This is a genomic window from Bifidobacterium tibiigranuli (assembly GCF_022655035.1).
Classification (GTDB): domain Bacteria; phylum Actinomycetota; class Actinomycetes; order Actinomycetales; family Bifidobacteriaceae; genus Bifidobacterium; species Bifidobacterium tibiigranuli_A.
In genome coordinates this window covers 1-26,535 of the sequence record NZ_JALCUA010000016.1, presented here as the reverse complement: position 1 = coordinate 26,535, position 26,535 = coordinate 1, and the positions used below count along the sequence as shown (strand labels likewise).

Genomic DNA, 26,535 nt, shown 5'->3' with positions numbered 1-26,535 from the left:
GTTCTTGCTGCGCTGTTGTACCGGCCGCAGGGTCTTTGCGATCGGCGTGCGTGCCTCAGCCTTCGCTGCACGCTTGCCCGGCCATGTGAACTGATACCGCTCACGGGCAACGGGATACCCCCCCCCCGCAGTTTTGCCTATTCGGTCAAGCAGCGCTTCTGGGTTAACGCCCTTGACGACTTCACCTGTTACAGGATCGCGCACTTCCGTCGCTACATCCGGAAAGAGCTCAATAAGTTTCTGCACGTTTTCTTCGGTGAGATCAGGCGTTTCTTTGGCGATCTTCTCGATGCCATCCACAGCGGGCTGTTCGTTCAACATCTCTCGATTCATTCCTTCACTCGGTTTGGTATTCATTATTCACGTGCAGAGACAAAGCCGGTCTCTGGCCTGCTGTGGCTTCGACGTGTTGCGGTTTTTTCTCGGCGGCTGTCACTGCAAGCAAATTGCCGAACGACAGGGCATGAAGTTCCTGTGTGGTCAAACCGGTTTCCTCACTAATGGTAGTCGTTGATATCCCCCGGTCGCGATTCGACTGCGCGACAAATCGAAACACCTTAGACTGCTCAAGCGCGATGCCGTTGGGTTCGCCTGCCCGATAGCCTTTCGCCGTCAGTGCCGAGCACATGCTCCGATACTCCCAGTCTGTGAGTCTGCCGATCTCATGCGCACAACGAGCCATCGCCATCGCCGACACCTTGAAGTATTTCTTCGCCGCAAGAAGGTCCCTTAGTGAAGCATGCACTGGGACTATTGCCTTCACTCTTCGTTCCGGCATCAGCAGATTCGCCGCGAAGAGATGAGCTTCAGACTCTACATCCCGCGAAGGCATAGACGTTCGTTCATCCAACGAGTTCTCATGCATGACCAGATGGCCAATTTCATGTGCTATATCAAATCTGATCCTCTCTGCGGACTTCTGCAGATCGACCGCAATGTAAGGCACGTTGTTAAATACAAAACTGAAGGCATCCACCTCTTTGCCTACCGAGGGCAAACTGAACACTCGGATACCATGCGATTCGGCAAGAGCGGTCATATCGGGCAGCGGGTTCTCACCGTACCCCCAATCACCCCGCAGCATGATCGCCGTCTGCTTCGGCGTGCTTGATGAGTCAATCTCATCCATCGGCAAATCGCATTGTGGCAGATGAAAGTGCTCCTCAATCCAGTGGAAGAACAACAGCGAGTACCTGCCGTGCCCGACTGCGGAACGACGTTGCCTAACAGTCGATTTACGCAGCGAACGGAACCAGACCTGTCCTTCAGACAAATCACCAATGTCTGGATCACTGGGTGATGGCGTGAAAAACGATGGCATGGTGTGAAGCGCTTGCGATAATTCTCGCAACTGCGCGGCAGGAGCTCCCTCTTCCTCATAGTTAGCAATCGTGCGGGAAGTGACACCCAAGCGTTCTGCCAACTGCACTTTGCTTAAACCTGCCGTCTCGCGAGCGCAACGTACCCGATTCGGATTGAGCGCGGCTCGTCCCTGCTCAGAGTTCGGAAATGGCGACTGCAATATCGTCAACTGCGACATCGTCATCTTTTCCACGCTCATCGCCCCGAGCCTCCATCACTTGATCGTTCATGGTTACGTCGTCAAGCACAATACGCTTGTCCCACCCAATGATGCTACCCTCGTCGTCGACTCCAGCCGGTAACGCCACTTCAAGCCGAACGCTATCTTCATCGTGGAGATATACCGCAAACCAGAGCGTCTGAGGGCGAGAGGACAGGCTGCTATTGAACTCAGCAATCGGGAGCACCTGCTGATAAGCATGAGTGTTTTGACGCAGTTCAAGCACCGTGACATTCCCGGGTTTGTTCTTCAGCCGAAGCTGCTCCGTTGCAATTCCCGTTGCCTTGTTGCCCTGCACGAATGCCAGTCCGAGGCCATCGGCACGATAGGCGCGTGGTGCGGTGCGGTTGTCATCCTCTCGTTTGGCGCTCCACCCCTCCAGAGTGTCTACCGAAGCACGAACTTCGGAGACGAACAAATGATAAAAATTCGATCCAGCAGCGCTCACTTGCGAGTGAAGATCATCCGTCTCGTTTGCAGATCTCAATGCGAGCACAGCAGCAGAACGAAGAATACCAGAAGAAAAACCGAAAATTCTCTGAAACTCACTTTCGGCGTTTCCACCAGTAAAATTTCTCTCGATCCCAGCCAAATCACCTTGTATTATCGCCATGTCAATTCCTCTCATTCGTGTTTGAAACCAGAAATTAAAGTCAGCATATCATGAGGTTTATGCAAAGGAGACACGAGGAAAGCGCGTACTCACCGATCTTGCGTGTGCAAGAGTCGAATTAACTCTTTTCTGGCATGTTGAAGCTGATCCCAGAGTCGATTGCGCATTTGAATCTGCGTTGTTCGCGCATGCGCCTTCTCGAGTCGTTGAATTTCTTCCCGCAAAGCCGTTACTTGTCTATTGACTGCAATGCGATGAGCAACTCGTGAAAAATCGGCATTACCAAGTATCACTAGTGAACAGATCGAATCCCGGACTTCCTCCAAATTCGTCCCGGCCAATCGCAGACCATGCTTGGAGAATGTCAGTTGGTCGGCAATATAAAGGTGACTTTCAGCAAGTCGCTGGATTCTCTGCTAGTGCGACGATGACCGGCAGCAGCCTTGGGAACGGGCCGTGCGCGTGCTAGTATGGCTCCCGAAGTGCCGGGGTGCCCGCAAGGGCTGAGAACACACCCGCAACACCTGATCTAGACAGTGCTAGCGAAGGGAGCCATATGACTCAGGTCATCCGCATACTCGAAAACGTCCGCGCAACGACGCCGCTCGTCCATTGCATGACGAACAGCGTCGTACCAGAAATCACCGCCAATGTATTACTGGCAATAGGCGCCGCGCCCGCCATGATCGACCTGCCGGAGGATGCGCGGGTTTTCGCCGGTCTCGCATCCGCCCTGCTCATCAACGTCGGCAACGGCTTGGGCGAGCAGCATCAGGGCATGCGGCTCGCGGTCGATGCCGCTGAATCCGCGCATACGCCGTGGGTTTTGGACCCGGTTGCCGTGGGCGGCCTGCCCGTGCGCACTGCACTGGCACGGGAAGTATTGCAGCACCATCCCGCCGCCGTGCGCGCCAACGCCTCGGAGATCCTAGGGCTGACCGGCGAAAGCGTAGGCGGCCGCGGCGTCGACGCCACCGATGAGGTCGAAGCCGCTCTTGGCGCGGCTCGCTCGTTGACGCAATCCAGCGGCGCTGTCGTGGCGGTTTCCGGCCCGACCGACGTCGTGATCTCGCCCGACCGCACCACGCGCATCACCGGCGGAAGCCCGCTGATGCCGCTCGTCGTAGGCACCGGATGCTCGCTCGGCGCAGTGGTCGCCGCCTGCATAGCCGCAGCCCGATCGGCGCAGCTGCCCGACCATGACGGCGTTGTGGCGGCGCACGCGCTGTTCGCAGCAGCCGGCACGCTGGCCGGTCAGCAGGCAAGCGCCCCGGCCAGCTTCCGCACCGCATGGATTGACGCGCTGTACACCGTGAAGCCCGACGAAGTCGTTCAGCTCGCGGCAATCGAGGAATCATGACGACGGCGAAGCCCGGCCTCACCGACAGCGTGGACTGGCGATTGTATTTCGTGACCGATACGCCGCTTGCGGGCGGCCCCGAGCGGGTGCCGTGGTTCGTGGAGCAGGCGGTAATCGGCGGCGCAGGCGTCGTGCAAATCCGCGACAAAACCCTGCCGCACGACGATTTTCTTGCGCTCGCGAAAGCCTGCGTCGAAGCCAATCAGCGGGCATATGAGCACTGCGGCAAGCAGGCGGCGCTGGTGGTCAACGACCGGCTTGAGGTGGCCGAAGAGCTTGGGCTCAATGTGCATATGGGTCAGTCCGACGGCGATATTCGCGAGGCGCGGCGCAGGCTTGGCGACGGACTGCTCATCGGCCTGTCGATTTCCAATCAACGCGAACTCGACGCCGAGCTTGCCGACCAGAGCGCCGACGTGCTGGGGCTTTCTCCTATCTGGAACACGCCTACCAAAACCGACACCGAAGCGGCCTTGGGCCTTGACGGAGCCGCAACGCTCGTGCAGCAGACCGCTGGGCGGGCGAAAACGGTTGCCATTGGCGGCATCAACCACAGCAATGTTCGCTCGGTTATCGGCACCGGAGTCGATGGCATCTGTGTCGTTTCGGCAATCGCTGCGCGTCCCGATCCGCAGCAGGCCTCTGCCGAACTGCTGAAAGCGTGGGACGATTCCAGCGCTTCTGTCTGACCGAATCGCATACATACTCATACTCAATGGTCGATATTACGAAGTCTGCATTCTTCGGATTCGACCCAGTTCAGCACAACCAACAAGCCGGTCATTACCCAGATGATCGCCCCCGAATCCGGGAACAATGGCATCCCTTATCAATGAAGAAAGAAGCAATCATGCAACACACAGTCATGCAACGCGTATCCCAGCAGCCACCCGTCACCTTCAGCATCGCAGGCTCCGACCCCAGCGGCGGCGCGGGCACACAGGCGGACCTGAAGACCTTCTGCGCGCTAGGCGTCTACGGCGCGGCGGCGCTGGCGGGCCTCACCGTGCAGAACACGCAGGGCGTGCGTCAGGCGGTCGCCGTGGACCCGCAGCTCGTGCGCGACCAGATCGATGCAGTATTGGACGATCTGCCAATCGCTGCGACCAAACTGGGCATGCTATCCAATGCCGCTGTAGCCAACGCCGTCGCGGACGTAATCGAAGAGCGTCGCGAGGAATTCGGGCTTGTAGTGCTCGACCCGGTCATGGTGGCGACCTCCGGCGACCGGCTGCTCGAAGAGGACGCGGTGGATGTCATCCGCACGCGGCTCATGCGCCTTGCCGACATCGTCACGCCCAACCTGCCCGAAACGGCCGTGCTGCTGGGCGACGATGTGCTCACGGCGCGCAATGCCAATGACTTGGAGCAGCAGGCCCGCGCGCTGGTGTCGGCCGGCGCACGTTCGGCGCTGGTCAAAGGCGGGCATCTCGATGACGACGTGCTTACCGACGTGCTGGCGAGCGCTGAAGGCGTCACGCGATTCGCCAGTCCGAGAATTCGCACGCGCAACACGCACGGCACCGGCTGCACGCTGAGTTCGGCCATCGCGGCCAGCACTGCTCTGCACGGCGACACAAGGGCCACCGGCGTCTCACCAGAGGCCGTCGTCAACGCGCGCGATTACCTGCATCGGGCCATCGAAGCCGGTGCCGATTGGCGGCTGAGCCGGCACCCGGAAAGCGGCCACGGCCCGGTCGATCACCTGGTAGACCAACAGCGGCGAAGGCTCAACGCGAAACTGCGGCAGCAATCGTCAGCGTCCCCGGCCGAATCGACCAGCTACCGCTACTGGTAGGGCCGGCGAAGGCGAGCGCGCTATATCATTACCACATCATTGCCGCGCCCGCCTTGCGGACCGTTTGTGCGGACCTCTATCGAGAAGATACAGCTTAAGAAGCCGCGGTTATACGGAATACACAATCCCCGCGAAGACATGGTCATTTAGAAGATGAAGATACAGTCCGCTGCACCAGCCTGACCACAAGCAGAAAGACCATCGCAGCGGCGAAGGCCACGGCGATGTACGCCCACATCGGCGCGGTGATTGCGACGACCTGGAACAGCTTGTGCAGCACGAGTAGCGCGGCGGGCGCGCCGAGGGCCATCGTCACGCAGACAAAGGCACGCAGGCGGGTGAAGGGGATGCAGCTTCGGACGACCGCGACCATAGAAGTGGCAATGAGCAGCACGAACATGGTGGTCTGGTTCTGCAGCGCGCCGAAGGGCGCAATCAGGCTCGTGACGACGATGATGCCGGTCACGGCTATGGCGAATGGTGCCGCCGAACGCAGCGCAGTGGGCAGGAACCTGCCCCGGATGCGCGCGGTGCTCGATTCGAAGATCGTCAGGAACGACGGCCATGCCTCGATGAACGCATCAACGAGCGTGATCTGAATCGGGATGAAGGGGAAGGGCATGTTGAGCGCGAGACAGAACAGCGATACCAGCACCGAGTAGATCGTCTTGATGAAGAACACGGCGGCCGTGCGTGTCACGTTGTTGACGACCTTGCGGCCTTCCAGCACGACATGCGGCAGGTAGGTAAAGTCCGAATCCAGCAGCACGACCTGCGAGATCTGGCGGGCCGCGTCGGAGCCGGAGGCAATCGCGATCGAGCAGTCGGCCTCGCGCAGGGCCAGCAGGTCGTTGACGCCGTCGCCGGTCATGGCGACCTGATGCCCGGCCCGCTGCAATGCCTGCACGAGCAGGCGCTTCTGCTTGGGCGTCACGCGGGCGAATACCGCGTATCGCGTACTCAACTCGTCGAAGACCTCGTCGGGCGCATCGGCGTCGACCGTGGACATGTCGACCGCGTCGTTCCAGCGTTCCAGCCCGGCCTGTTTGGCAACGGCGCTGACGGTGTCAGGATGGTCGCCCGAGATGACCTTGACATCGACGCCTTCGGTGCGGAAATACCGCAGCGTCTCCTTGGTGCGTGTGCGGATGTTGTCGCTCAGCGCAATCAGATACAACGGCTGCAGATTGCCGGGGAGCTGCTCCTCGTCGCTCCATTTGCCGGGCAGGTAGCCGACCGCGACGATTCGCAGACCTTGGCGCATCAGGTCCTGGGCCTCCTGCGGCAGCTCGCCGAGGATGCGCTCGGGAGCGCCGAGAAACACCGTGCCCGCGTCGGCGAATCCGATGGCTCCCCATTTGCGCTTCGAGGAGAAGGCGATGCTGCCGCTGGCCTGGAGCGGCTGAGGCGTGCTGCCAAGGTTGCCCCCGTCGGCCTCGTCGCCAAGCCAATGGCGTCGCAGCGCGGCTATGGTGGCGTTGTTGTCGTCGCTCGCTGTCAGGTAGGACGTCATTAATAGATTGCCGTTCAATGCGGCTGAGCTCTCGGTTGCTGTGCCTGCTGCACCCGCTGTACCCGCCGCAGTCACAGCATCAGCACCGATTCCAGTCGCGCTACCCAGCGCAACCACCGATTCCACGGTCATATTGCCGTCGGTCAGCGTGCCGGTTTTGTCGAGGCACAGCACGTCCACATGGGCCAGCGTCTCCAAGGAATAGATGTTCTGCACGAGTATGCGCATCTTCGCCAGCCTGATGACGCCGGTAGCCAGCGAAACGGAAATCAGCAGCACCAGCCCCTTGGGCAGCATGCCCAGCAACGCGGCGGACGACGAGACGACCGAATCGTACATGCCGCCGTGCCGCAGCAGCGTCGATTCCAGGAACAGCGCGATGCCCAGCGGGATGATGAGCCAGCTGGTGAAGCGCGTGACCTTGTTCATCGAGTCGAGCAGCTCGGAGTGCACGCGCTTCTCGCGCCGCACCTCGTTGATGAGCGAATTGGCGTAATTATCGTCGCCCACATGGGTCACGCGCGCATAGCAGCGGCCCGACACCACCGAACTGCCCGAGAACAGCTCGTCGCCAGCGACTTTGTCGACCGAATCGCTTTCCCCTGTCAGCAGCGATTCGTTGGCTTCCAGCGTGCCGGAAACCACTACGGCGTCATTGCAGATCTGCTGTCCCGAGTCGAGCACGAGGATATCGTCCTTGACGATTTGCGACGCCGGAATCTTCGTCTCCACGCCGTCGCGCAGCACGATGGCATGCGGCTGGTTGAGAATCGCCAGCTCGTCGACGAGCTTTTTGGCCTTGAGCTCCTGCGCGATGCCGATGATGACATTGAGCAGGATAATGCCGAAGAACAGCATATTCGAGTAAGCGTGAACTGCGAAGAGCATAATCACGATGGCGAGGTTGAGCGCGTTGAACAGCGTGAAGATGTTCTCGCGCAGGATTGCGCCCACCGACTTGGTGATGCTCTGTGCGCCGGTCTCCCCCTCGCCGTGCTGCCGCCGCTCCTCGACCTCCCAGCCGGCGAGTCCCACGACGGGCGGCTTGCCATGTGCAGTGCCGGTGCCATTCGGCATCGCGTTTGCTATTGCATCAGTGTCCATCAATCAGTCTCCATAAGTCAATCGTTGTAAACCAGTCGGCTCGGTGGCTATATATAACAGTATCCATCAAACAGTGGCCATCGACAGGTGTCTGCACGCGGCGGGCATCTGTGCTATGCGGTGAGCCCGTCGTTACGCATAACAATGGTCATGCTAACTGGCTGCGGCTGAGCCGATGCTAAGAAATCGGGAGACTATGAGGGCTGAATGCTGTTGAATACTGTGAAAACTGAACACTATGCTGTCTGAATGCTCAGCCGTCTAAACGCTATGTCTTCTGAACGCTATACCGTCTGAATATATTGGTGCAGCGCGGTGAACGGCTTGCGGTAGACGAGCAGCATGATCAGCGAATCAGCCAGCAGCGTCAGCGCGCTGATGATGGCCAGCACCACGAACTGGTACTTGGCTGCGGTCAGCGGGTCGGCACCGGCGATGACCTGGCCGGCCATCATGCCCGGAATCAGCACGATGCCGCTGGATGCCAGCTGCGATATCGTGGGAATCATACCGAGTTTCACCGAGGAGATAATCGAGCTCTTCGCGGCCTCGAAAGGCGTGGCGCCGAGGCTGAGCAGCATCTCAATCTCATACCGGCGCGAAGCCATATCGTCGAAGAAGCGGCTCATCGCCACGGCTATCGCGGCGACCATATTGCCCAGCAGCATGCCCGTCATCGTCACCACGATCTGCGGCGCGTACCATGGGTGCGGGCGGACAATCAGCTGGGTGGCGAAGACGAACTGCAGCAGCGCGCCGACCAACAGCGTCAGAAACACATCCAGCGCCAAGCCTTTGGGGATGTTGGAGGCGCGGCTCAGCGTGATCTGGATGGCGGCCAGAATCATCACCGCGACGAGCGCGAACACAAGCCACGGATTATTCGCCTCGATGACGAATTTGATGACATAGCCCATCGCCAGCAGCTGAATCAGCGAGCGCAGCGCCGCCCACAGCATCTGCCGGCCGACGCCCAGCCGCATGACAATCGACATCCCGGCCGCTATGGCAACCAGAGCGACGGTTATGACAAGGCCCCATATGTCGATGGGGTAGCTTCCCGCTGCGGTAGGCGCGGCGGCTGCAGTGGCTGTGGCAGCGGCGGACGTGGCAGCGGCGGCTGCTGCTGTGGTTGTTGCGGATGCATCAGCAATGATTGCAATAGCTGCGATGCTCATCGTGCGTCCTCGCCTTCCTGAGCGTTGTGTGAAGCCTGTGTAGTTTGCGGAGTTTGCGAGGCTTGTGAGGCCTGCGAAGCTTGTGCATGAGCGGGTTCGGGACCTGGCTCGCCCGAATCGCCACGCTGCGCCTCGCGGGTCAAGGTCACCTCGCTCAGCACGCCGTCGCGCAGCCGCAGCGTGCGGTCGGCCCGCCCGTCGGCGGCACGGTGCCGCACGCGCATAATCGCCATATTCCTGCCCGCCGCATGGGCAAGCATTCGTCCCACCTTGTCGGCGTTCTCGTCGTCCAGCCCAGCGTCGACCTCATCCGCGAGCAGCACTTTCGGCCCCGTCAGCAAGGTCCTCAGCAGGCAGACCCGCGCCTGCTGGCCCACCGAAAGCTCCTGCGGCGGGCGGTCGAGCTCGATGTCGCCGCAGCCGACTTCATCGAGCGTGCGGCGCAGGGTCTCCTCGCTCGGACGGCTCTCTTCGGGCAGACTACTATCGTCCGCGCGCTGATGCACCCGCAGGCGATATGGCATCATGATGGCCTCGCGCACAGTGTCGCCTATCAGCGTCGGACGCTGCGGCACGTAGGCCACCAGCCGACGCCAGCGCTCCGGAGTCATGCTCGCGGCATCCGCACCGTCAAGCGTCATATCGGCTGTGGCATACGGATTGAGCCGGGCGATTGCGGTGAGCAGCGTGCTTTTGCCTGAACCCGAAGGCCCGACGAAATCAACGATCTGCCCAGCGTGCAGTTCAAATGCGAGATCATGGAAGATGGTTGTGCAGCCGTCCGCATTCGCCTCATCATTATGATTATGCGACGCGTGAACGTCAGTCGCATGCGCGTGCTGCGGAACCCGGCAGCTCGCATGCTCGACCACGAGCCTGATAGCAGCGGGAGGTACTGTCGTTGAAGTCATAAGAACCATGCTACGGAGCCGCTTGCCCCTGCCGATTCGACGGCGATTCTCAGCAGATTCTTAGCGAGTCGCTTTTTCTGCAAATTCCTCCGGGGCGGACAGGCAGTAGGCACTGGCGCTGATCAGCGAGCCCAGCACCAGCGAGGTGAGGACGTCAGTCGGGTAGTGCACGCCGAGGATAAGCCGCGAGGCGGCGACCACGAGAGGCAGCAATACGAGAACGACGATAAGGATCTTCGCCGCCCATTGGCTGCGCAACGAGGATTCGACGCCGTGCGCCGCGCGCGCACTGGCACGCATGTGCATGATGACGAGCAGCAGAGCGCTCAGCGCCACCGCAGTGGCGACATGGCCGCTGGGAAAACTCGGGTCGTGAGCCAGCGCACCCAAGGGCGTGGCCGGTCGATTGCGCCGCACAATCAGCTTGACGGCGAACGTCACCGCGAGGGGCAGCGCAGCGACTAGCGCCGCGCACACTGCCGCCTGCATATTGCGAGACCGCCATAACACCACCCCAACAAGCACAGCCATCACCGGGCCCATAACCAGCGGCGCATATATCGTGGCGATACCCTGCGAAGCCGCCACAAGCCAAGTGGGCGCCCGCTGAATCTCCGCAAGCATCACCATCTCCGCCGCATAGTCCGAGGCGCTGTGCTTGAGTATCAGGCCAAGCGGCACAACCGCGATCAGAACGGCAAGCGTGGCAATCAGCAGCAGCCGGATAGCAGGGCGCGCGGCGCGGCGGCGCAGATTGCCCAGCACAGCATTCGATGCATTCAACGTATTCATCACATTCATCACGTCGCCAGTATGGGGTCACGACCCTTAATGTTCACTAAGAATATTGCTGCCGTTCACTTTCACACCATATTTGACTCATACTTTTGAACTCGCTCGAAAAAGTGTGAGCCTGCAGTACCGGATGCGGCACCGGATTTCTTAGCACTCGCTCAGCATGCTGCTGGCATGATGGAACTACCAATGTTTCTATACTTGCTATACATGGCAGACTCACGTAATGGGACGAGAACGATGACAGACGATGCGCAGCAGATGACTTCATACGCGCTGAACGACCCGGCGAAGCTGCTGCAGCCACGGCTGTTGCTGCTGGAAGACGACGAGCGGCTGGGGCAGATCACCAAGGAGCTGCTTGATGACGACTATCGCGTGGAATGGGTGACGTCGGGTGCCCAGGCGAAGTCGCGTTTTGCGGCTGGCTCCTTCGACGTAGCCATTGTCGACCGGCGGCTGCCCGACATGGATGGCCTGGAACTCGTGCGCTCGCTGCGAGCCAGCGGCGTCACCACGCCGGTGCTGATGCTCACCGCGCTGGGCGCGGTCGAGGACATTGTCGATGGTCTCAACGGCGGGGCGAACGACTACCTTACGAAGCCGTTCAGCTTCAAGGAATTGGACGCCCGACTGCGGGCCATGCTGCGCGGGTACGACGCCGAGCGCGGTGATTCGTACGGCATCGGCGACTGGGTGTTCCACGCGCATACCGCCATGGCGGAAAGTCCGCAGGGCGATCTGGTGTCGCTCACCGCCGCCGAAGCGGCCCTGCTCAAGGTGATGTGCGATTCGCCCGATCACGTGTTCAGCCGCGCCGAGCTGCTGGGCACCGCCTTCCGGCCTGACGCGGTGGAGGGCACAGTGGACACCTATGTGTCGTATATCCGCCAGAAAACGACCCGGGATATTATCCTCACGGTGCGCGGGAAGGGGTACGTCCTGGGAAGGCCAGAGCAGTGAGCGGGCGTAGGCGGGGCGCAGCTACAGGCCCGCTCACCGGTAACAAGGCGTCGTGGTCGATCAGTCTGCGCATCGTGCTGACTATGAGCGTTATCACCTTCATCGGCGCGATCCTGCTTATCATCGGCGTCATCTGGGGGTCACGGCGCGAACTCAGCGAGCACGACATCAATCCCAACGACGTGAATCTGCCGGCCGCATTCCAAGGAGCCTCGGTTATCGACAGCCGCAAGGCGCTGCTGCTCATCGTGATCTTCGCTCTCGGCATCATCCTCGCCGCCGGAGCGGTCGGCTGGTTCTTCTCCCGTCAGGAAATCCGCCCCATGCAGGAGGCTCTTCGGCTGCAGCGCAATTTCGTGGCCGACGCCAGCCATGAGCTCAAAACGCCGCTCGCGGTCATCGGCGCCCGCACCGAGCTGCTCGACCATCGGCTGCAGCAGGGCAAGCCGCTCGACCCGGTCATCAATGACCTGCGCGACGACGTTTCCCGCATGGACAGCGTGATCAACGACCTGCTGCTCGCGGCGCAGGGTGCCCAGCAAACTGTCCCTACCGATGTCGTAGCGAGCACTCGCCGCGCGATACATTCGGTCGCGCTGCTGGCCGATAAGGCAAGTGTCCGCATCGATTTCGACGCTCCCGAGCATCCGGTCGTCGTGCGCGGCGGCAAGACCGGCATCGAGCGGTGCATTGTCGCCGTGCTGGACAACGCCATCGCCCATTCGCCGCGCGATTCCTCCATCGACGTGCGCGTGCAGGCAGGTAATGCAGAAGGCATGATTGGCGCAAACAGCACAAGCGGCGCAGCCGATGCGGCGAACGAGAACGGCTTCAGTTGGAAGGAGCGCGCGACGAGGGCGAATCAGGCCGAGATTCTCGTGCGCGACCACGGCGAAGGCATCGGCAGCGACCCCGAACGACTCTTCCAGCGCTTCTCCCGCGCCGATTCCGGCTCCTCGCATCAGGGCTACGGCCTAGGGCTGGCCCTGGCCCGCGACATCGCCATGCGTTACAACGGCTGGATCGATGTGGCGCAGACCGGCGGCCAAGGCACCACCATGCGCATCACCATCCCGCTGATGAATGGTCAGCTGTAGCCGTCTCATTCACGAACGACCCGCGATTTTCCAGCACAACACATGCGTGTGATACCTTCTTTCCCAGCTTTTGGACATCTGATTTTCAGCTTTACGGCATAGCGTCGGGCGGACCGCGCGGGCGGCGCTCGGAACGCACAACAGACGACAAGAAACGAGGATTGACTTTATGGACACCACCGCTCAGCACAGCATGCACCAGGACAGCAGCGACATCACCGCCGATGCACACGCCGGCATCAATATCGACACCGATGCGCATGCCGCCATCCGCATCATCAAGGGCGATATCCTGCACACCCCCACGCCGGACGCCTTCGAAGTATGCGAAGACGGCTACATCATCGTCGCCGACGGCACGGTGCAGCGCATCACGTCATCCCTGCCAAACGAATACGCGAGCCTACCAGTGACCGACTACAGCGGCTCGCTTATCATCCCTGGATTCAACGACCTGCACATCCACGCCCCGCAGTATCCGATGGCCGGGCTGGGCTTCGACTACGAGCTGCTCCCCTGGCTTGAGCGCTACACCTTCCCGGCCGAGGCGAATTTCGCCGACCCGGAGATAACGCAGCGCTGGTACAAGCGTTTCCTCAACAAGCTTTGGTCCGTAGGAACCCTGCGATTCAGCGCGTTTGCGACGCTGCACGCGCAGTCCACACTCGAACTGATGCGTCTGAGCCAGCAATCGGGCCTGCGCCCGGTCATCGGCAAGGTCAACATGGACCGCAATGCGCCGGAAACTCTGATCGAAAGCACCGACGACAGCCTCGCCACCACGCAGGAGCTTATCGAGAAGTCCCGCGAACTCACGCCCGACATCGGCTTCATCATCACGCCACGCTTCGTGCCCTCCACCACGCCCGAGCTGATGCAGGGCCTGGGCGAGCTGGCCGAGCGCTACGATCTGCCGGTGCAATCGCATCTGGACGAGAACCTCGGCGAGATCGACTGGGTGCGTGAGCTGCATCCGGACATTCCTAGTTATGCCGAGGTCTACGAGCATTACGGCCTCATGCCTGAGGGCAGGACGATCATGGCCCACTGCGTGCATACGAGCGAACGCGAGCGCGCGCTGCTCAAGGCGCGCCGCGTGTACCTGGCGCATTGCGCGCAGTCGAATATGAATCTCACCAGCGGCATCATGCCTGTGCGGCGCGACCTCGACTACGGCCTGAACATCAGCATTGCGAGCGATGTCGGAGCCGGCCATGTGCCCGACATCAACCACCACATCGTACAGTCGATCGAAGCGTCGAAGATGCTCAGTATGCTGCCCGAGCATCAGGGCGAGCGCCCGCTGCGCCTGCCCGAAGCCTTCTCCATGGCCACCAAGGCCGGCGGCGCCTTCTTCGGCCGAGTCGGCTCTTTCGAGCCGGGCTATGATTTCGACGCGCTCGTCATCCACGAAGACGACAACCCGCTCAGCCTCTCCCCGCAGGAGCGCCTCGAACGCTACATCTACACCGGCGACGACCGCAGCATCACCCATCGTTTCGTCGCCGGGAGGGAGGTGCCGCTGCCCTTCCCCGAGGAGTCTGAAGTGTCTGAAGTGTCTGAGATATCTGCGGAGTAAGTGGTGATGTAAAGGCACAACAGCTCAGACTCCCACTTTCCCTGTTCCGTGCCTTCGCAATCAGGAGACATCGTCGAGCAGCAGCTGCAATAATTCTAGGTCAATATCGAAATCCGTTTCCGTCAGTCGATCTCGGTGAAGCTGACGATATTTTCCAGGCGACATCGCATGAACGCGTTTGAAGCTATTCGAAAAAACCTCTGCGCTCCGGTATCCCGCCCGCTTCGTCACCTCCCCGAGACTGACATCCGACGACAGCAGCAAATCCGTCGCCTTCTTAATCCGTATATGGTCAATATAGTTTTTCAGCGTCATCCCCGATATCTCATGGAACTCACGAGACAGGTAACTGCGATTCATATTGAGAGCGCTTGCGACGTCGATGAGTTTAATCGGCTCTTTGTAATGTTCCAAGACGAAGCCCTTCACCTGTCGAATGAGCGGGTTCGATTGCGTCACAGCACGCATGCCGCTTTCGAGAGTCATCTCCTCGGCAAGCAGGTGAAGAAAATGATATGAGATGGAATTGAGCTCAAGCTCATCCGTGACGCTCCCGCTGTTATGGGAAAGGCAGGCGACCACGAGTTTGAGAAACAACGTCGGATACCGCACAAAAAAGACATCATGCCCTTCGGTCAGACCGATGCCCCGAAGGAAAGGTTCGCTGAGCTTGTCCACCAGCGATATCCATAGATACAGGCAGGGATGCTGCGAGAACGACTGCTGCACAGCATCCGATCCGGGACGGGAGAGAAAGCCGTCGCCGCGCCGCAGCGTGAAGCGCATGCCTGAGATGAAGAGCTCATCCTCGCAGTTGAGCATCAGCCGTATCGTGTTCGCATGGGGGTTCGGACTCAGCGGATCATGGGAATGCACAGAGGTCGACCGGGCGATGCCGCATGACACGAATATCGTGCTGCTTATCTTCTTCTTCGGTTTGAGAGAGTATCGCGTTATCGGACTATTCATCGGTCATTTCTTCCCTAGTCGTATGCCGCGCACTGCAATGCGGTAGCTACATATCGGACACTATGAAATCTCCGCTGGCCTGACGCCGCGCAATCACATAACAGGTCTCGATTACGCATCATCACGCACTGGCAGACAGACATACATTACCTCTGCATCCTATTGCATGATGTCCTGAATAATCCGTTCGTGGAAAGCCTCGTCCAGCTTGAACTTCTTGTGATACACAACCATGGATATCAGAATCATCACAGCAGGCAATCCACACATAATCAATCTGAACAGCAGTTTGTTGCCATCACTGACACTTGCTATGGTCGACGCGCCAGTCATACCTACCATCAGAGAGATGAGTCCGACCGCCCCGTTCGACAGGGCACCCGCGAATTTATCGAGAAGAGGCCGCACTGCAAGCGTCAAGCTGACGTTCCGCTTCCCGCTTTTCCACTGTCCGTAATCGACCGTATCGGTCAGTTCAAGCAGAAAAGAAGTGAAGATGATGGGCTGCGGTGCCAGGAACATCACCGAGGCGATAATGACGATAGCGGTATTCGACCCTGCACTGAAAAGCATCGCCAGCGATATCAGCATCACCAGCAGCGCAGCAAACAGCACTTGCTTGCGTGAGAAGCGCCGTGTCAGCAGCGGATAGAACAATACCGAAATCACCACGGCAAGCGTGGCTGTTCCGAAGATGGTCGAGTAGCTGGCGGCATTGCCATAGATATATTGGAAATAATACGTCATCAGCGTCGAGACCAAGGCCAGCGCGAAGTAATAGCACCAATTGGACACCGAAAGCCATGCCAATTGGTCGTTCTTGAGAATGATGGAGAACACCTCCCTAAACTTCGTCGGCTCCGCGTCGCTCTCCTTATGCGTTGGTTCCAATTCCTTGACGCCGAAGAAGGCGCAGAGCGCAGAGAACCAAGTGAAGCCAAGCACGATTACGGAGAAGAACAGCCAGCCCGATTGCTCACCGCCAAGCAATCCTTTGCCAAGCAGAACGCTCGGCATCACGAAGATGGTTACCAGCAGCTGACCGATGCCTGCTCCCAGACGCGCAACGGCACCGACTGTGTTGCGCTCATCGTAGGTCGTCGAAATGGCTGGGATCATCGACCATAAGGCGATGTCGTACAACGAATAGGAACCATCCATGATGAGAAACAGCACCGTGAAGAGGACGAGGTACAGCACAGGATTGGTAAGATTCGTATGCCCAAGCGTGGTGAACAACATGACGAAACTGCAAGAGCAGACGATGCCTCCGGCGAGGATCCACGGTTTGAAGCTGCCGAAACGAGTTTTCGTATTGTCGATAAGCGCTCCGAGAAAAGGATCGACCACTAATTCCCCCATCCGGACCACTACGATTATCGTCGATACAATCCCAACCATTCTATGGTTGTAGTCGGGGTCGGCACTGTTGAACAGCGGACCGGTTATGAATCTGATGAGATATAAGGAGAACGCAAAATAAAAAACGTCGTGTCCAAGCAGACTCAACAAATAGAATAGGTAGTTGCGCCTCTGTGTTGTTTTCATATTTCCTCACTACGTTGTGAATTTCTTCGATGTTCAACTGCTTCGAGACATGCAAGACCAGCTGATTGACCGCGTCAGGTTCGCACGGAGCTGCCCTGCATTGCCGGCCATAAAAAAGATGGCTCCGCCGGCGCGTTGGCTCGGCGCTTGTGCGCAACGAGCCAACGAAAGTCATACGTTCTGCCCGAACATATGCCGTCTAGGAAACTGCCCAGAAGTCCCGGCACGAATCTCGCACGGGCACGGGTGATTTCAGCGAGAGGAGACAGCGGCCACCAGACTCCGTACTGCTTGGCGAATCATCATTAATCCATCGCATACGGTGCAGCGGATGGCTAGCTGGCTGGCTACCGCTGCAGATCGGTCAGTATATCGAGATTCCTGCCCGCCAGACCAACGTATGCACCTTGTTCCTTCGCCTCAGGAGAATCAGGATGTGCGATGAGCCACTTGTTTTTGGCAAACAGCGCTTTATCGTCTTCGCCCTTGGCCGTGATACGGGGGCGTTGCGTATTAGTGCCGCGCACCAGCGCAATGATGACCCGGAAAGGCCCTTCTTCGCGAGCAGGCGCATAGTGCATCGTCGTTTCGTAATACAGCACCGCCGTTCCCTTCGGCACAAGAAACGCTTCTATCTTCTCCGTATCCAGCTTCCAATCGACGACATCGGCCTTGTGCGCAAGCATAAGAATGATGTCATCAGCGGCGACCAGCACTTCTATGCCGCGGTGGCATTCCAGGCAATTCAGTGCCGTATTGCTACCATTGCAATATCCCACCTGAATATCAATCCCGCCGAAGACATGGTCCCGCAAATCGAAGGCGGCCGTCTCCTTTTCAAGCTCCGGGTTGCTTGGAACGTAGATGGTACCGTCAGCGGGGGCATCGGTCGTATCCGTCAGCACTTTCAGCAGATGGGAGAAATCATATTGCCCTGAGATGACTTCCCCGTATGGTTGGAATTCCTTATCGTGAACTGTATGCAGAATCATGAATGCTCTTTTCCTCATTGAAAATATCTTCATTGAAAATGGCTGGGAAATTCGGCGGAATAGCAAGACGATTCATCGCCGAATCGTAATCATGTAGCGGCCGACCAAAACCGATACCGTTCTGGTCGGCCGCGTATAAAATCTCGAAGAGGTGCCTATTGCAACGCCTATTTCAGCTCTTCATCGAAGCAGACTGCGACCTTGCCACATTGCCCGCCATCCATAAGGTGGTAGGCCTCATCCGCCTTTTCCAGCGGGAAGCGGTCAGTGACGAGATCTTCGGGGTGAAGCTGCCAGCGAACCAGCTCTTCGACCAGAGTCTCCATGCGCGCCAAGCTGGTGACCCAGCTACCGTAAATAGTTTTCTGACCATGCAGCAGATCTGGGCTGGGTGTGAAGTGCACCGTTCCTCCCTCACCCACAAAGGCGATCTTGCCCCACGCACGAGTCGCACGTATGGCGGTGGCACGAGCCGGATCAGCACCGGATGCGTCAAAGGCGCGTTCCACGCCATGACCTCCTGTCAGTTCAAGCACCTCATCGACGTTCTTGTCGGAGACAGGAAGATATTCGTCGGCCAGTCCAAGCTTCTTCGCCAATTCGATGCGATATGGATTCGACTCGATGCCAATCAGCTTATTGGCACCAAGCTTTCGGCACATCATCAGCGTTGCCAGACCCACCGGTCCAAGACCAGTGACAAGCACAGCATCATTGCCGCTGACGCCGACTTTTTCAATCGCCTCGTATGCGGTGCCGAAACCGCAGGCGACCTGCGCTCCGTCCGTGTAGGTCAGGTAATCGGGGAGGGCGATAAGATCCTGCTCATCGCACAGCACATAATCCTCCATGCCTCCATCACGCTGCCAGCCATAGGCCGCACGCTCGGGCGACGAACAGGAAATCTGGTAGCCCATACGGCAGTCATGGCAAAGACCGCAGCCATGAATGTGATAGACAATTACCCGCGACCCCTTTTTGAATCTTTTCACTCCGGGGCCTTCTTCAACCACTTGACCACATGGCTCATGACCTGCGACCTTATTCTGATATCCTTCAGGCCCCTTGCCAGTATGCTCGCGATAAATCGCACGAATATCGCTGCCGCAGATTGTCGACGACTTCATCCGCACCAATACCTGCCCATAGCCTGGCGTCGGAATCGGGATATCCTTGATATCGACCGTGCTGTTGCCTGGCAGATATGCGCCCTTCATTGTGCCTTTCATATGATCACCAATCTCCTTTGATTACCTAGTTGTCCGTAGTCGGAATCCGGCAACTGCGCCGAACGGCAGCTGCCGCGCAATTTCCGACAATCGCAACGATATGCTTTCGGCTCCGCGCAGGGACAGTTCAGAACTCTTTATTTGTTGCGAGTATCCCTTGTTCTGTGACGACTTTCATTGCCTGTCGACTCTTTGGCGAACCTCTGATTCCAGCATCTCAATACCAGCAATCGAACCAGAACCGTCGCTCTTGAACCGATTCGGCCGTGCCATGGGAATCACCTTCTGCACGCTGTCTGTCAGGCACTTTTCATCTGATTCGAGAAAAGAATCGACGATCCCCTGCACTCTTCAGCATTGGCGAGATTTCAGGGAAAACTATATTCATCCAGCAATCATGATGTCTTTTCCCTCAATGAACCCTCAGCAAAGCGGATAGTTTCGATTGCAGCAATTTAAAGAGAGTATCATCTCAAATTGGCTACAAAGGCTGTGGCCGTAGGCACATGCCACTTTCGAAAGGTAGGCAAGGAGTTATGAAGGCCGTACGTATCTATGGGCAGGACGATATTCGGGTCGAGGATGTTGCGATCCAGGATCCGCGGGCGGATCAGGTGCAGATCAAGGTGAAGAACTGCGGCATCTGCGGCTCCGATCTGCATGCATATCTTGAAGGCTGGGGGCTGCCCACCCAGCCGCACCCGCTGACCGGCAAAACCGTGCCAATCACGCTCGGGCACGAGTTCTCCGGCACGGTCGTGAAGGTCGGCACCGACGTGACCGATATCAAGGTCGGGGACGATATCGCCGTCGAGCCGCTGCTCGCCTGCGGCAAGTGCGACAACTGCCGCGCAGGCAACTACAACTTCTGCGATAATGTCGTCGCCGAGGACGGGGCCGGCAACTTCCTGGGCTTCTCCGAAGACGGCGGCATGGCCGAATACGCCAACATCGACGATGTCTTCGCCCACAAGCTTCCCGAAGGCATGAGCTACGAGCTGGGCGCGCTGTGCGAGCCGGTTTCGGTCGCCTATGAGGGCATCAAGAAGTGCGGGCTGCGCGAAGGGCAGACGGTCGCGGTCATGGGCGCAGGCCCGATCGGCCTGAACACCGCTCTGCTGGCGCGCATCGCCGGCGCGAACCGCGTCTATATCTCCGACGTCTCCGAGGTGCGCCTCGACAAGGCCCGCGAGCTCGGCTTCACCGACGTGCTCAACCCGCTCAAGGACGACGTCAACGCGGTCATCCGCCGCGACTACCCCACCGGCGTCGACATCACCTTCGAATGCGCCGGCGTGCAGGCCACCTTCGACACGGCGCTCAAGATCACCCGCCGCACCGGCAAGCTGCAGATCGTGGCGCTTTTCGGCCATCCGACGACCGTGAACTTCACCGACGACGTGATTATGCAGGGCATCGACATCATCACCACGCTGTGCTACAACAACAGCTTCGACACGGTGCTGGGCATCATGAACAACCATCGCGCCGACTTCGAGCCGCTGGTCACCAAGAAGGTCTCGCTTGACGACGCCGTGGAGCAGGGCATCAAGGCCCTGTCCTCCGACAAGTCGCAGGTCAAGATCATGGTGTCGCCAGAGGCGTGAGTCTCGTGAACAAGTTTATGGCTGCACGGTTCGCGCAGTATGCGCAATAAACAGGGCAAATAAACAGAAGCACGCAATGCGGGGCATGTCGTTGTATGGCGATGTGTCCCGCATCTTCTGTATCCATCCGCTACCCGCCACTGTTATCCGCCCATTGCCCTTCCCCGAGGTGTAGAAGACGAATCATCACCTTGTACACCATTACGTAACATGTTCGTAACGCATGCACCATAGGTTCCAAACAGCACTCCACAACAGTGTGGGAGCACGAACTCGCGCGGCTTAGGTCAGTTCAAGACGGCTTGAGAGACGACTTGAAAGACGGCTTGAGCCGATTCGCAGCGAGCTACAGAAGAAGGGACAGCGCATGCATATGCGATTGCGCAACATTATGAACAACGGGCGGCTGACGTGGCTTGCCGCGCTGCTCGCAGCAATTCTGGCCTTCGCGGGGCTGGCCGGCGCGAGCGCTCAGCCGGCTGAGGCGGCGCAGGATCCGGCGGTGGCCGGCAAGACCTTCACCATCGCCACCGACACGACCTACGCGCCGTTCGAATTCCGTCAGGGCGGCAATCTCGTCGGCATTGATATGGACCTGATCAGAACCATCGCAAAGAACGAGGGCTTCAACGTCAACATCCAGTCGCTCGGCTTCGCCGCAGCCTTGCAGGCGCTGAACTCCAATCAGGCAGACGCCGTCATCGCCGGCATGTCCATCACCGACGAACGCAAACAGATCTACGACTTCTCCGACCCGTACTACGATTCGCAGCTCACGTTCGCCGTCAATAAGAACGACAACAGCATCAATTCGCTGGGTGATCTCAAAGGCAAGTCGGTAGCCGTCAAAACCGGCACGCAAAGCGAGATCTGGGCCAAGTCGATCGCCGAGCAGTATGGCTTCACGGTCAAATCGGTCGATCAGTCGGCCACGCTTGTCGAACTCGTGAAATCTCACAATGTGGCGGCCGCCGTGGATGATTATCCGGTGATGGCCTACGGCATCTCGCAGAACAACGGGCTGAAAACCGTCGGCGAGCCGCATCCGGTCGGCTCCTACGGCTTCGCAGTGAACAAAGGCAAGAACGCGGCGCTGCTCAAGGCCTTCAACGATGGTCTCAAGGAGCTGCGCTCGAACGGCGAATACGACAAGATCGTCGCCAAGTACACCGGCGGCACGAGCTCCACCAAGGCTGCCGCCTCTAGCACGGCAGCCAAAGGCAGCGAATCCACGGTCACCGATGCAACCAAGGCGCTGGCCAAGCAGGCCAAAGGCAAGCACTACACGATCGCCACCGACACGACTTTCGCGCCCTTCGAATTCCGCGAAGGCGGCAAGCTCGTCGGCATCGATATGGATATCGTCAACGCCATCGCGAAGTCGCAAGGCTTCGACATCGACATCCAGTCGCTCGGCTTCAATGCCGCACTGCAGGCGCTGAGCTCCAACCAGGCCAATGGCGTCATCGCAGGCATGTCCATCACCGACGAACGCAAGCAGATCTACGATTTCTCCGACCCGTACTTCCAGTCGGGCGTGCAGATGGCGGTGGCGAAGAACGACACCAGCATTACGAAATACGCTGATCTCAAAGGCAAGACCGTCACTGCGAAAACCGGCTCCGAGGGCGAAAGCTACGCCAAATCCGTCGCCGGCAAATACGGCTTCACCGTGAAATCCGTCGACCAGTCCGCCACCATGTATGAGATGGTCAAGTCCGGCAACGCCGCCGCCGTCTTCGACGACTACCCGGTGCTGGCCTACGGCATCTCGCAGAACAACGGCCTCAAGGCCGTGACGCCCAAAGTGCCCGAAGGCTCCTACGGCTTCGCAGTGAACAAAGGCAAGAATCCTGAGCTGCTGGCGGCCTTCAACGTCGGTCTTAAGGAGCTGCGGGATTCCGGACAGTATGACAAGATTCTCACGCGATACCTTGGCAATAACGCCTCCGCATCCGCAGACACCAATGCGGTGAAAACCGTCAAGAAGACGAGCTTCTGGGACTTGGCTAAGCAGTCCTTCCCCGCGCTGATGACCGGTTTGCGCAACACGCTTATCATCACGGCGCTGTCATTCATCATCGCGCTGATTCTCGGCCTGGGCTTCGGCCTGATGCGCGTAGGCACGAACAAGGTGCTGGGCTGGATTGCCAAGATCTACGTGGCAGTGTTCCGCGGCACGCCTGTGCTGGTCTGGGCCTTCTTCTTCTACTTCGGCATCCCGCAGCTCGTGGGGCATTCGCTGCCCAACTGGCTGTGGATATCCGGCCTGCTCACGCTCTCGCTCAACTCGGGCTCGTACCTGACCGAGATCATCCGCGGCGCGATCCAGTCGGTCGACATCGGCCAGACCGAAGGCGCGCGTTCGCTTGGCATGACCAGCAGCCAGACTCTGCGCAAGGTCGTGCTGCCGCAGGCCGTGAAGATCGGCACGCCATCGATCATCAACCAGCTGGTCATCATGCTCAAGGATTCCTCACTGCTGCTGACCATCGGATTCGCTGACCTGCTTTACCAGGCGCAGCAGCTCTACGCCTCCAACTTCCGCGTCACCGAGACGCTGCTGATGGTCGGCATCATCTACTTCGTGGCGATCACGCTGCTCACTTGGGTCGCGAACATCGCCGATAGGAGGCTGAACAAGTAATGAACGCAACAACACCTGCCACCGGTCTTACTGCAACCGCTGTGGCCCCGGCAAACACCGTCATCACCACAACCGATGCCGCCGAAATCGTCGTCGACGCGCACGACCTGCGCAAGAACTTCGGCAGCACCGAGGTACTCAAAGGCATCGATCTGACCGTCACGAAGGGCGAAGTGGTCTGCATCATCGGCCCTTCGGGCGCGGGAAAATCGACACTGCTGCGCTGCCTGAACGGCCTTGAGACCCCCACCTCGGGCAGCATCGTCGTCAACGGGCACGATTTGGGCGACAAGGCCACCAACATCGACAAGGTGCGCGAGCAAATCGGCATGGTCTTCCAGCACTTCAATCTCTTCCCCAACATGAGCGTCGAGGAGAACATCACGCTCGCGCCGACTATGGTGCGCAAGGTTCCCAAGGCCGAGGCGCATGAGACCGCGCTGCGGCTGCTCAAGCTCGTCGGACTCGAAGAGAAGATCGACGCCCGGCCCGCCTCGCTTTCCGGCGGTCAGAAGCAGCGCGTCGCCATCGCCCGCGCGCTGGCGATGAACCCGGCCGTGATGCTCTTCGACGAGGCCACTTCGGCGCTCGACCCGGAAATGGTCGGCGATGTGCTCGGCGTCATCGAGCGCCTGGCCGAACGAGGCATGACGATGATTCTGGTGACGCACGAGATGGGCTTCGCGCGCGAGGTCGCCAGCCGCGTCATCTTCACCGATGCCGGCGTGATCGACGAGGAAGGCACCCCCGACGAGATCTTCGGCAATCCCCAGAGCGAGCGCCTGCAGTCCTTCCTCTCGAAGGTGCTGTAGCAGGGGGCTGGCTGCACTTTAGTTGCATCCCGCTATCCCATTTGAAACGTCGCCTTTTGACCGCTAACGCGACGCTGACGTACAAAATGCTACGTTCGAAGGCATGATAACGTGACATTTGCTACGGCAGGGTCGCGTTAGCGGTCAAAAGGCAACGTTTCTCCTGCATTCCTTCACATTCCGCTCCGCACAACACCGTCCAACGGCATCAAAGCAGCCCAAATGTGCCCAAGTGTGATATTTCATACACGCAATTCCGTATCGTTAGTGGCGATACAGCCGTGCCAATGAAACGTGACGACACTACTATGGTCACTATGAACGATTCCACATCCTGGGTCAATCCGCTGCGCGATCCGCGCGACCTGCGTCTGCCGCGTATCGCCGGCCCATGCAGTCTCGTGATCTTCGGCGTCACCGGTGATCTGGCTCAGAAAAAGCTGCTTCCCGCCATCTACGATCTGGCCAACCGCGGCCTGCTGCCGCCCAGCTTCAGCCTCATCGGCTTCGCCCGCCGCGACTGGACCAACGAGAATTTCATCGACTTCGTCAAAGCCGCCGTTGAAAAACGCTCGCGCACCCCATTCAAGGACTCCACCTGGGAGAACCTCGCCAAGGGCATCCGCTTCGTGCAGGGCACCTTCGACGACGCCGAGGCCTTCACGCGCCTGAGCGACACCGTGCAGGAGCTTGACCGCGACCGTGGCACGCGCGGCAATCACGCGTTCTACATGTCCGTGCCGCCGAGCGCCTTCCCGGTCGTCTCCAAGCAGCTCGCCGCCTCCGGCCTGTCGAAATCAGGCGAGGGCGCGTGGCGCAGGGTCATCATCGAGAAGCCCTTCGGCCGCGACCTGGCCAGTGCCAAGGAGCTTGACCGCGTGGTCTCCGAGGTCTTCGACCCCAGTTCGGTCTTCCGCATCGACCATTACCTCGGCAAGGAAACCGTGCAGAACCTGCTCGCGCTGCGCTTCGCGAACACGATGTACGAGCCGATCTGGAATTCGAATTACGTCGATCATGTGCAGATCACGATGGCCGAGGACATCGGCATCGGCGGGCGCGCCGGATACTATGACGGCATCGGCGCCGCGCGCGATGTGATCCAGAACCACCTGCTGCAGCTCATGGCCCTGACCGCTATGGAGGAGCCGGTGAGCTTCTCGGCGGACGACCTGGCCACGGAGAAATCCAAGGTACTTTCCGCTGTTCGCCTGCCCAAGGATCTCGCGGCGAACACCGCGCGCGGGCAGTACTCCGAAGGCTGGCAGGGTTCCACCCGCGTCGGCGGCTACTTCGATGAGAAGGGTGTTTCGCCCGACAGCATCACCGAAACCTACGCGGCCATCCGCCTCGATGTGGACACGCGCCGCTGGGCTGGCGTGCCTTTCTACCTGCGCACCGGCAAGCGCCTGGGCAAGCGCGTCACCGAGATCGCGGTCGTCTTCAAGCGCGCCCCGCACCTGCCGTTCGAGAACACGGCGGTGCAGGAGCTGGGCAAGAACGCCATCGTCATCCGCGTGCAGCCCGATGAGGGCGTGACCATGCGCTTCGGCTCCAAGGTACCGGGCGGCTCCTCGATGGAGCTGCGCGACGTGTCGATGGACTTCAGCTACGGCCGTTCCTTCACCGAAAGCTCGCCTGAAGCCTACGAACGCCTGATACTCGACGTGCTGCTCGGCGACCCGCCGCTGTTCCCGACCACCGAGGAGGTCAACCTCAGCTGGAAGATCCTCGACCCGATTGAAGAATTCTGGTCCACCCAGGGCCGCCCGCAGCCGTATCGCTCGGGCACTTGGGGTCCGGCCGAAGCGGATGAGATGCTGGCCCGCGAAGGGCGTTATTGGAGGATGCCATGATCATCGATATGCCCAACACCCACACCAGCGAGATCGCCCGCAAAATCGACGAGCTGCACGACGAGCGCGGCGAGGCCGCGACCGGCCGCGTGCTCACGCTGCTCATTTCTACGGAAACCGCCGATCTCGAGCATGCGCTGGAAGTCGCGAATGCGGCCAGCCGCGAGCATCCGTGCCGCGTCATCGCCATCGTGCCGGACACTGCTTCCGACATCAACCCGCAGGAGGACGATTCGAACCTCAACGCCCAGGTGCGCTTCGGCGCGGACGCCGGCGCTGGCGAGATCATCATTCTGCACCCGCGCAACGGCCTGATTCGCCATCAGGACACGCTCGTGATTCCGCTGCTCGTGCCCGACGCGCCCATCGTGGCGTGGTGGCC

Annotated in this window: 21 protein-coding genes, 1 pseudogene and 1 riboswitch; of the genes and pseudogenes, 11 read left to right on the top strand and 11 right to left on the bottom strand. The window is 59.5% G+C overall.

Annotated elements, in window-relative coordinates:
- From LKK40_RS10245 to LKK40_RS10235, 3 genes and pseudogenes are all read right to left on the bottom strand, one after another.
- A pseudogene (locus LKK40_RS10245) lies at positions 1-321 on the bottom strand (hypothetical protein); the annotation flags it as partial.
- Positions 322-337: 16 nt separating this feature from the next.
- Positions 338-1,561 (bottom strand): XRE family transcriptional regulator, encoded by a 1,224-nt coding sequence (locus LKK40_RS10240; RefSeq protein ID WP_304310481.1) that lies wholly within the window; start codon positions 1,559-1,561, stop codon positions 338-340.
- A complete protein-coding gene (locus LKK40_RS10235) occupies positions 1,497-2,195 on the bottom strand; it encodes a hypothetical protein (protein WP_304310480.1) in 699 nt (232 codons plus the stop codon). Before LKK40_RS10235 ends, LKK40_RS10240 begins: the two co-directional genes overlap by 65 nt.
- A gap of 476 nt (positions 2,196-2,671) precedes the next feature.
- Positions 2,672-2,763: riboswitch (TPP riboswitch) on the top strand.
- Here LKK40_RS10235 and thiM point away from each other — a divergent pair.
- The 3 genes from thiM (at position 2,752) to thiD (ending at position 5,353) form a co-directional block, all read left to right on the top strand.
- Positions 2,752-3,555 carry a hydroxyethylthiazole kinase gene (thiM, locus tag LKK40_RS10230; protein WP_304310479.1) on the top strand — a complete coding sequence of 268 codons (804 nt, stop codon included), beginning with the start codon at positions 2,752-2,754 and terminating at the stop codon, positions 3,553-3,555. Its footprint overlaps the riboswitch before it by 12 nt.
- Entirely contained in the window at positions 3,552-4,244 is a 693-nt protein-coding gene (gene thiE / locus LKK40_RS10225) for a thiamine phosphate synthase (RefSeq protein ID WP_304310478.1), read from the top strand. Before thiM ends, thiE begins: the two co-directional genes overlap by 4 nt.
- Positions 4,245-4,405: 161 nt before the next feature.
- The gene (gene thiD / locus LKK40_RS10220) at positions 4,406-5,353 is read left to right on the top strand and encodes a bifunctional hydroxymethylpyrimidine kinase/phosphomethylpyrimidine kinase (RefSeq protein ID WP_304310477.1); all 948 of its coding nucleotides are present in this window, start codon (positions 4,406-4,408) and stop codon (positions 5,351-5,353) included.
- A gap of 142 nt (positions 5,354-5,495) precedes the next feature.
- Here thiD and LKK40_RS10215 read toward each other — a convergent pair whose 3' ends face one another.
- From LKK40_RS10215 to LKK40_RS10200, 4 genes are all read right to left on the bottom strand, one after another.
- On the bottom strand, positions 5,496-7,970 hold the full coding sequence (locus LKK40_RS10215) for a cation-translocating P-type ATPase (protein WP_304310476.1): 2,475 nt from the start codon (positions 7,968-7,970) through the stop codon (positions 5,496-5,498).
- A gap of 284 nt (positions 7,971-8,254) precedes the next feature.
- Entirely contained in the window at positions 8,255-9,148 is an 894-nt protein-coding gene (locus tag LKK40_RS10210; RefSeq protein WP_304310475.1) for an ABC transporter permease, read from the bottom strand.
- Entirely contained in the window at positions 9,145-10,059 is a 915-nt protein-coding gene (locus LKK40_RS10205; protein WP_304310474.1) for an ABC transporter ATP-binding protein, read from the bottom strand. Before LKK40_RS10205 ends, LKK40_RS10210 begins: the two co-directional genes overlap by 4 nt.
- Positions 10,060-10,119: 60 nt before the next feature.
- Positions 10,120-10,851 carry a phosphatase PAP2 family protein gene (locus tag LKK40_RS10200; RefSeq protein ID WP_304310473.1) on the bottom strand — a complete coding sequence of 244 codons (732 nt, stop codon included), beginning with the start codon at positions 10,849-10,851 and terminating at the stop codon, positions 10,120-10,122.
- A gap of 213 nt (positions 10,852-11,064) precedes the next feature.
- On the opposite strand from LKK40_RS10200, the gene LKK40_RS10195 reads away from it, so the two are divergent.
- From LKK40_RS10195 to LKK40_RS10185, 3 genes are all read left to right on the top strand, one after another.
- Positions 11,065-11,817 (top strand): response regulator transcription factor, encoded by a 753-nt coding sequence (locus tag LKK40_RS10195; RefSeq protein WP_304310472.1) that lies wholly within the window; start codon positions 11,065-11,067, stop codon positions 11,815-11,817.
- Positions 11,814-12,914, top strand: a complete 1,101-nt coding sequence (locus tag LKK40_RS10190) for a sensor histidine kinase (RefSeq protein WP_304310471.1) — start codon at positions 11,814-11,816, stop codon at positions 12,912-12,914. Before LKK40_RS10195 ends, LKK40_RS10190 begins: the two co-directional genes overlap by 4 nt.
- Positions 12,915-13,083: 169 nt before the next feature.
- Positions 13,084-14,493 (top strand): amidohydrolase family protein, encoded by a 1,410-nt coding sequence (locus tag LKK40_RS10185; RefSeq protein ID WP_304310470.1) that lies wholly within the window; start codon positions 13,084-13,086, stop codon positions 14,491-14,493.
- Between the two features lie 60 nt (positions 14,494-14,553).
- On the opposite strand, the gene LKK40_RS10180 is transcribed toward LKK40_RS10185, so the two are convergent.
- The 4 genes from LKK40_RS10180 to LKK40_RS10165 all read right to left on the bottom strand — a co-directional run bounded on the left by LKK40_RS10180 (position 14,554) and on the right by LKK40_RS10165 (position 19,231).
- Entirely contained in the window at positions 14,554-15,315 is a 762-nt protein-coding gene (locus LKK40_RS10180) for a helix-turn-helix transcriptional regulator (protein ID WP_304310469.1), read from the bottom strand.
- Positions 15,316-15,621: 306 nt separating this feature from the next.
- Positions 15,622-17,010 (bottom strand): glycoside-pentoside-hexuronide (GPH):cation symporter, encoded by a 1,389-nt coding sequence (locus LKK40_RS10175; protein WP_304310468.1) that lies wholly within the window; start codon positions 17,008-17,010, stop codon positions 15,622-15,624.
- A 347-nt stretch (positions 17,011-17,357) separates the two neighbouring features.
- The gene (locus LKK40_RS10170) at positions 17,358-18,002 is read right to left on the bottom strand and encodes a DUF4867 family protein (RefSeq protein ID WP_304310467.1); all 645 of its coding nucleotides are present in this window, start codon (positions 18,000-18,002) and stop codon (positions 17,358-17,360) included.
- Positions 18,003-18,169: 167 nt separating this feature from the next.
- On the bottom strand, positions 18,170-19,231 hold the full coding sequence (locus LKK40_RS10165; RefSeq protein WP_304310466.1) for a zinc-dependent alcohol dehydrogenase family protein: 1,062 nt from the start codon (positions 19,229-19,231) through the stop codon (positions 18,170-18,172).
- Between the two features lie 536 nt (positions 19,232-19,767).
- Between LKK40_RS10165 and LKK40_RS10160 the strand changes: the two genes are divergently transcribed.
- The 5 genes from LKK40_RS10160 to LKK40_RS10140 all read left to right on the top strand — a co-directional run.
- The gene (locus tag LKK40_RS10160) at positions 19,768-20,838 is read left to right on the top strand and encodes a 2,3-butanediol dehydrogenase (RefSeq protein ID WP_304310465.1); all 1,071 of its coding nucleotides are present in this window, start codon (positions 19,768-19,770) and stop codon (positions 20,836-20,838) included.
- Between the two features lie 367 nt (positions 20,839-21,205).
- Complete coding sequence (locus tag LKK40_RS10155; protein ID WP_304310464.1) at positions 21,206-23,485, top strand: ABC transporter substrate-binding protein/permease; 2,280 nt, start codon at positions 21,206-21,208, stop codon at positions 23,483-23,485.
- Positions 23,485-24,297 carry an amino acid ABC transporter ATP-binding protein gene (locus LKK40_RS10150; RefSeq protein WP_304310463.1) on the top strand — a complete coding sequence of 271 codons (813 nt, stop codon included), beginning with the start codon at positions 23,485-23,487 and terminating at the stop codon, positions 24,295-24,297. The genes LKK40_RS10155 and LKK40_RS10150 overlap by 1 nt, the downstream gene beginning before the upstream one ends.
- A gap of 308 nt (positions 24,298-24,605) precedes the next feature.
- Positions 24,606-26,153, top strand: a complete 1,548-nt coding sequence (zwf, locus tag LKK40_RS10145; protein WP_434735104.1) for a glucose-6-phosphate dehydrogenase — start codon at positions 24,606-24,608, stop codon at positions 26,151-26,153.
- On the top strand, positions 26,150-26,535 hold a 386-nt coding region (locus LKK40_RS10140), incomplete at its 3' end, for a glucose-6-phosphate dehydrogenase assembly protein OpcA (RefSeq protein WP_304310462.1). The genes zwf and LKK40_RS10140, both read left to right, overlap by 4 nt.

Coding starts and splice junctions, on each gene's coding strand:
- LKK40_RS10240 (WP_304310481.1), bottom strand. CDS start 1,561: ATGAGCGTGGAAAAGATGACGATGTCGCAGTTGACGATATTGCAGTCG.
- LKK40_RS10235 (WP_304310480.1), bottom strand. CDS start 2,195: ATGGCGATAATACAAGGTGATTTGGCTGGGATCGAGAGAAATTTTACT.
- thiM (WP_304310479.1), top strand. CDS start 2,752: ATGACTCAGGTCATCCGCATACTCGAAAACGTCCGCGCAACGACGCCG.
- thiE (WP_304310478.1), top strand. CDS start 3,552: ATGACGACGGCGAAGCCCGGCCTCACCGACAGCGTGGACTGGCGATTG.
- thiD (WP_304310477.1), top strand. CDS start 4,406: ATGCAACACACAGTCATGCAACGCGTATCCCAGCAGCCACCCGTCACC.
- LKK40_RS10215 (WP_304310476.1), bottom strand. CDS start 7,970: ATGGACACTGATGCAATAGCAAACGCGATGCCGAATGGCACCGGCACT.
- LKK40_RS10210 (WP_304310475.1), bottom strand. CDS start 9,148: ATGAGCATCGCAGCTATTGCAATCATTGCTGATGCATCCGCAACAACC.
- LKK40_RS10205 (WP_304310474.1), bottom strand. CDS start 10,059: ATGACTTCAACGACAGTACCTCCCGCTGCTATCAGGCTCGTGGTCGAG.
- LKK40_RS10200 (WP_304310473.1), bottom strand. CDS start 10,851: ATGAATACGTTGAATGCATCGAATGCTGTGCTGGGCAATCTGCGCCGC.
- LKK40_RS10195 (WP_304310472.1), top strand. CDS start 11,065: ATGGCAGACTCACGTAATGGGACGAGAACGATGACAGACGATGCGCAG.
- LKK40_RS10185 (WP_304310470.1), top strand. CDS start 13,084: ATGGACACCACCGCTCAGCACAGCATGCACCAGGACAGCAGCGACATC.
- LKK40_RS10180 (WP_304310469.1), bottom strand. CDS start 15,315: ATGCTCAACTGCGAGGATGAGCTCTTCATCTCAGGCATGCGCTTCACG.
- LKK40_RS10175 (WP_304310468.1), bottom strand. CDS start 17,010: ATGAAAACAACACAGAGGCGCAACTACCTATTCTATTTGTTGAGTCTG.
- LKK40_RS10170 (WP_304310467.1), bottom strand. CDS start 18,002: ATGATTCTGCATACAGTTCACGATAAGGAATTCCAACCATACGGGGAA.
- LKK40_RS10165 (WP_304310466.1), bottom strand. CDS start 19,231: ATGAAAGGCACAATGAAGGGCGCATATCTGCCAGGCAACAGCACGGTC.
- LKK40_RS10160 (WP_304310465.1), top strand. CDS start 19,768: ATGAAGGCCGTACGTATCTATGGGCAGGACGATATTCGGGTCGAGGAT.
- LKK40_RS10155 (WP_304310464.1), top strand. CDS start 21,206: ATGCATATGCGATTGCGCAACATTATGAACAACGGGCGGCTGACGTGG.
- LKK40_RS10150 (WP_304310463.1), top strand. CDS start 23,485: ATGAACGCAACAACACCTGCCACCGGTCTTACTGCAACCGCTGTGGCC.
- zwf (WP_434735104.1), top strand. CDS start 24,606: ATGGTCACTATGAACGATTCCACATCCTGGGTCAATCCGCTGCGCGAT.